We start from the raw sequence: 6,240 nt of genomic DNA, 5'->3' as shown, positions 1-6,240 counted from the left end.
CGATGAATTTGTTCTCATAAATATAAATTCGACAAAAGTTGGGGGAATTCCTGTAAATATATAATTGTAAAGCCTTGAAGTAACTTGACTACAAGGTTATGCAATTAACTAAAATTCAAATATAAGGGGGGAATTAAAGTGAGAAAATTTACTAAAAAAATACATAATAAAAGCATAGGAAGTAAGTTGACTTTTTATTTCCTCTTAGTGATTTTGATTCCAATTATAACAATTTCGATTTTAGGAAATTTGTTATATAAAAATTCAATTATTAATCAGCAAGAAGAAAATGTAAATCAAATGGGAAGGCAAATTAGCAATAATATAGATTTTTATATGAAGGATACGGAAAATATAATTAATTATTTATCAGAGGATCTAAGGGTTTTAGAATTTACTAGCAGTAATTCTATAAAGGATGATGAATCTGCTAAAAACATTCATGAGGGTGTGTATAAAGCTATATATAGTTTTACAACATTTCATCCTGAGATTGCTGGGATAGCTATCGTTAATCAAAATGACATAATTATAAGTGATGTTATGAGTAGAATATCAAGGGATCCTCTTACGGATGAAAATTGGTACAAGGAGGCTTCAGAAAATCCTAATACTATGCATCTTTTTAGTAAACCTGTAGGGCGTAATATAAATAATATTTTTCAATACAGTGCTGATGAGGTTGTATCAATGTCAAAAGCAATAATTGATAAAAAGACTGGAAAATGCATTGGGGTTATTCTAATTGATATGAAGCTTGATATTATTAAAAGTGTAATAGAATCGGTAAAACCTGCTAAGACAGGTTTTGTATATATTGTAGATAGTACTGGAGAAATAGTTTATTCTCCAGTTAATGAAATAGTATATAGAATAAAAAATGATTGAATAGAATCTTCAAGTGATAAAATTCTGATTAAGAAAGTTAAAGACAAAGATTATGAAATAATTCATAATAATTCCACATACACAGGTTGGAGAACTGTGGAGGTATTTCCCTTAAATGAAAGTTTGAGTGTAATAAATTCATTGAAATATTACTCTATTCTTATTGCCATTATTACATTGATTTTTGCGGAAATGTTAGCTGTATTTTTCACAAAATCAATAGTTAATCCAATATCAAAATTAAAAAAACTCATGAAGAAAACTGAAGAAGGGAATTTTGATGTGTTTTTTAATAGCAAATATAATGATAAGGATAATGATAGCGATGAGATACAGGAACTTGGAAATGCGTTTAATAATATGGTTAGAGAAATTAAAAAACTAATTAATTTAGTTCAAATAGAAGGTAAAATGAAAAGAAAAGCAGAAATAAGTATACTACACGCTCAAATAAAACCCCATTTTATATATAATACTTTGGATACAATTCAATGGATGGCACGAGAACATGATGCACAGGATATTGTTGATATAATATGCAATTTGACTAAACTTTTAAGGATTGGATTAAGTAGTGGCAAAGAAGTTAGTAAAATATCCCAAGAAGTTAAACATGTTCAAAGCTATTTATTAATTCAGAAGATAAGATATGAGGATAAACTTAATTATGAAATTAATATACAAGAGGAAATACTGGATTTATCTGTAATAAAATTAATACTACAGCCATTAGTGGAGAATGCGATTTATCATGGAATTAAAGAAAAAAGGGGAAGAGGGTATATTAAAATAAGTGGCGAAATTAGAAATGAAAAAATATGTTTCACCTTTGAGGATAATGGAATAGGAATAAAGGAAGAAAAACTAATAGCAATCAATGAGATGCTTAAAGGTAATACTATTTCTAGTTCTGTTGTTGGATATGGTATTTTCAATGTACACCAAAAGATAAAATTAACTTATGGAGATGAATTTCGACTAGAATATCATAGCACTTATGGTAAAGGAACAACAGTAGTATTATGGCATCCAATTATAAGGGATTAAATAAAGAATAAGCATCATAATCTATATTATAACTGTATTATAATTTTATATTAAAACTTAATAAAATGACTTGAAGAAGTTTGAGCGAACTGTTATAATATGAATATATAACAAAGAATTGTAAACGAAAACATAGCGATAGCAAGTTTGAAATTATTTTAGGGAGGTTTAATATAAATGAACTATCTAATTGGTGTAGACATAGGAACATCAGGTACAAAAACTGTACTTTTCGATATTGAGGGTAATACGATTTCATCAGCTTTAAAGGAGTATCCAATGGAGCAACCTCATATTGGATGGGCAGAACAAAACCCTGAAGATTGGTGGGACGCAACTTATAATACTATTAATGAGGTTATCACAAAAAGTGGAGTAGATCCAAAACAAATAAAAGGCATAGGACTTGCAGGTCAAATGCATGGATTAGTTTTACTTGATAAGGATAACAAGGTTTTAAGACCATCAATAATATGGTGTGATCAAAGAACTGATAAGGAATGTCAGGAAATCACCAAACTAATAGGGAAAGATAGACTTATAGAAATAACAGCAAATCCAGCTCTGACTGGATTTACGGCATCAAAAATATTATGGGTAAGGAATAATGAACCAGAAATATATGCTAAGGTTGCTAAGATATTGCTTCCAAAAGATTATGTAAGATTCAGACTTACTGGAACTTTTGCAACTGAGGTTTCTGATGCTAGTGGTATGCAGCTTATGAATATAGCAGAAAGAAATTGGAGCAGCGAAGTACTTGAAAAATTAGATATTAATATTGAATTTTTAGCACCAATATATGAATCACAAGTTATAAGTTCATGTGTAAGCTCGGAAGCTGCACTACTTACGAAGTTAATGTGCGGAACTCCAGTTGCAGGAGGAGCAGGGGATCAGGCTGCAGGTGCTATAGGAAATGGAATTGTTAAACCAGGTGTTATTTCATCAACTATTGGAACTTCAGGTGTTGTATTTGCTTATACGGATAAGGTTACTATTGATCCAAAAGGTAGAGTACACACATTTTGTCATGCTGTACCAAATACTTGGCATATTATGGGGGTAACCCAAGGTGCTGGTCTTTCTTTAAAGTGGTTCAGAGATAATTTTTGCACGGCTGAAAAAGAAGCATCAGAGTATATGGAAGTTGATCCATATTTACTAATGGGTGACGAAGCTGAAAAAGCCAAGCCAGGTTGTGAAGGATTAATCTATCTACCATATTTGATGGGAGAAAGAACACCACATTTAGATCCTTTTGCTAAAGGTGTATTTTTTGGAATATCTGCAAGGCATACAAAAAGAGATATGCTTAGATCTGTAATGGAAGGTGTTGGGTATAGTTTAAAGGATAGCTTAGAGATAATAAAAGAAATGGGGATTGATGTGAAAGAAGTTAGAGCTTCAGGTGGAGGAGGAAAAAGTCCACTATGGAGACAAATTCAGGCGGATTTGTATAACAGTAAAGTTATAACTATAAATTCAACAGAGGGACCTGCACTGGGGGTAGCAATTCTTGCAGGTGTTGGAGCAGGAGTGTATCCTAGTGTTGCAGCTGCTTGCGCGCGAGTTATTAAAACTGTTACTTCTCAAAAACCAAATGACGAGAATATAGAATTATACAATAAGTATTATGAAGTATACAAAAATCTATATACTGCTCTAAAAGATCAATTTAAAGCTGTTGCTGATATAATATCAACTAGCATTTAAATTAATACATATAGAACAGACAAATTGAAAAAATGTCTGTTCTATATGTTTTTTTATACACAGATTTTTTGTATAAATTAATGTATCACTTTTCTTAATATTGCAATTAGGTTTAATATTGCAATATGACACTGAAATTATTATAGTAGATTATTGAATTGTAGGATTGGAAATGCTTCTTGAACTTGCTTTATTAAGGTAGTATTCTAAAATTAACAATATAAAAAGTAAACGTTTTACCTTAATCGTCTTTTATAATAGTAATAATAATTGAAGAAAGTGGGTACAAAAAATATGAATAAAAAGATACTATTTAATAATGGAAGGGAATTTGCAAAAAGTAGCCTAGGAGCTACAGATATTAACGCTTTAAAATTTGTACCTGTAGATATACCACATGATTGGCTTATTTATGATACAGAAAATCTTTATGAAAATAGTATAGGTTGGTATCGCAAGAGATTTACATGTACTAAAGAAGAAAAGAATATTCTTTTATGTTTTGATGGGGTTTATATGGATTCATCCCTATTTGTGAATGGGCAGTATGTCGGAGAATGGAAATACGGTTATTCTTCTTTTGAACATGAGATAACAGATGTACTCGTTAATGGGGAAAATGAAATTGTTGTGAAAGTAGAGTACCAAAGCCCTAACAGCAGATGGTACTCGGGTGCAGGCATATATCGTAATGTATGGCTAAAGGCAAGAGATAAAAATCATATTGTGACGGATGGAGTTTATATAACAACAGATCAAAAAGATAATGGATGGCAAGTAGAAGTTGATACAGAAATAAATATTTATGAAGATGTTCAAGTCTCACATACTTTAACATATAATAATCAAATCATTGCTACTTCAAAGATGATTTCTAAGGTAAGTGATATTAGTTCGCATAATCTACAAAGGATATTTATAGAAAATCCTTTGTTATGGAGCACTGATGAGCCTAATCTTTATCGACTTATAACCCAATTGGATCTACTTAAGACAGATAAAGATGTAAGTCACAGTGCAAATAAAATTGAATACATATCTCAAAATATAAGATTCCGAAAAATTATACTTGACCCAAATCAAGGTATGACGCTAAATGGTAAAAAGATAAAATTAAATGGGGTTTGTGAACATTATGATTTAGGAGCATTAGGGTCTGCGTTTAATAAAGTTGGTCTAAAAAGAAGGTTTATGATCTTAAAAGAAATGGGTGTAAATGCTGTGCGAACTGCTCATAATATGCCTGCGGTAGAACTTATGGAATTAGCAGATGAGATGGGAATGTTTATAGTCTCTGAAGCTTTTGATATGTGGGAAAGGTCGAAAACTACTTATGATTATGCAAGATTTTTTAAAGAATGGGCACATCTTGATGTAAAAAGTTGGGTAATTCGGGATCGAAATCATCCAAGCTTGCTAATGTGGAGTATAGGAAATGAGATTTATGATACCCACGCAGGTGAAAGAGGGCGAGAAGTAACAAAAATGCTTTTGGATTGTGTATTAAAATATGATCCCAAGGAAAATGCAAAAGTTACAATTGGATCGAATTATATCCCTTGGGAGAATGCTCAAAAATGTGCTGATATTGTTAAGGTTGTTGGATATAATTATGCAGAAAAATATTATCAAAAACATCATAAAGGGCATCAAGATTGGATTATATATGGTAGTGAGACAGCATCTATAGTGCAAAGTCGCGGTATCTATCATTTCCCATTTGAAAAATCAATTCTTGCAGATGATGACGAGCAGTGTTCTGCCCTTGGAAATAGCACAACTAGCTGGGGGGCAAAGTCAGCAGAAGCATGTATTATAGCAGAAAGATATACACTTTTCTCGCTAAGTCAATTTATATGGACTGGATTTGACTATATAGGGGAACCTACACCGTATCATACCAAAAACTCCTATTTTGGACAAATTGATACTGCTACTTTTAAGAAGGATTCTTATTACATCTATTAGGCAGAATGGACAGATTACAAAACAAAGCCAATGGTGCATATTTTCCCTTATTGGGATTTTAATAAAGGTCAATTGATTGATGTTCGCGTATGTTCTAATGTGCCTAAAATTGAACTACAATTCAATAGTATCACAATAGGAACTTATCTTATTGACCATGAGCAGGGATCACAACTTGTAGGGTGGTGGAAGGTGCCATATGAAGAAGGCGAACTAAAAGCAATAGCATATGATGAAACAGGCAAAATTATTGCAATAGATATAAAAAAATCCTTTCGAAGTGCATCAAGGATTAGTTTGCATGCGGATAAAGAAAAACTTACTGCAAATGGTTTGGACTTGATTTTCGTAGAAATTTCCATGGAAGATGAAGATGGAAATATTGTAGAAAATGCAAATAATCAAGTGAATGTTAATGTTTCGGGAGCTGGCCGCTTGGTTGGTCTTGATAACGGTGATAGCACAGATTATGATCAGTATAAAGGAGTAAAAAGAAAATTATTCAGTGGTAAACTAATGGAAATTATTGGATCGACATTAGAGCCAGGAAAGATTAAGATCGAGGATCGAGGTATCCTCAACAGGTTTAAAAAATCAAATTGTTGAATTTGAGGCTCTACT

The 6,240-nt window shown here is 31.7% G+C and carries 5 protein-coding genes; all 5 read left to right on the top strand.

Annotated features, from left to right (window positions below):
- The first annotated feature begins 138 nt into the window (after positions 1-138).
- The 5 genes from KPL55_RS26025 to KPL55_RS26010 all read left to right on the top strand — a co-directional run bounded on the left by KPL55_RS26025 (position 139) and on the right by KPL55_RS26010 (position 6,225).
- Complete coding sequence (locus KPL55_RS26025) at positions 139-888, top strand: cache domain-containing protein (RefSeq protein ID WP_312887287.1); 750 nt, start codon at positions 139-141, stop codon at positions 886-888.
- Between the two features lie 96 nt (positions 889-984).
- Positions 985-1,935 (top strand): sensor histidine kinase, encoded by a 951-nt coding sequence (locus tag KPL55_RS26020; protein ID WP_312887286.1) that lies wholly within the window; start codon positions 985-987, stop codon positions 1,933-1,935.
- A gap of 177 nt (positions 1,936-2,112) precedes the next feature.
- The gene (gene xylB / locus KPL55_RS13435) at positions 2,113-3,651 is read left to right on the top strand and encodes a xylulokinase (RefSeq protein ID WP_216307243.1); all 1,539 of its coding nucleotides are present in this window, start codon (positions 2,113-2,115) and stop codon (positions 3,649-3,651) included.
- A gap of 294 nt (positions 3,652-3,945) precedes the next feature.
- Complete coding sequence (locus tag KPL55_RS26015; protein ID WP_246599488.1) at positions 3,946-5,619, top strand: glycoside hydrolase family 2 TIM barrel-domain containing protein; 1,674 nt, start codon at positions 3,946-3,948, stop codon at positions 5,617-5,619.
- 30 nt (positions 5,620-5,649) lie between these two features.
- Positions 5,650-6,225, top strand: a complete 576-nt coding sequence (locus tag KPL55_RS26010; protein WP_246599487.1) for a DUF4982 domain-containing protein — start codon at positions 5,650-5,652, stop codon at positions 6,223-6,225.
- Positions 6,226-6,240: the final 15 nt, after the last annotated feature.

Origin of the sequence: Clostridium lacusfryxellense (assembly GCF_018861735.1) — a bacterium.
Classification (GTDB): Bacteria; Bacillota; Clostridia; order Clostridiales; family Clostridiaceae; genus Clostridium_AD; species Clostridium_AD lacusfryxellense.
The sequence above is the reverse complement of the archived record's forward strand: the minus strand, read 5'-3'. Positions and strand labels throughout refer to the sequence as shown.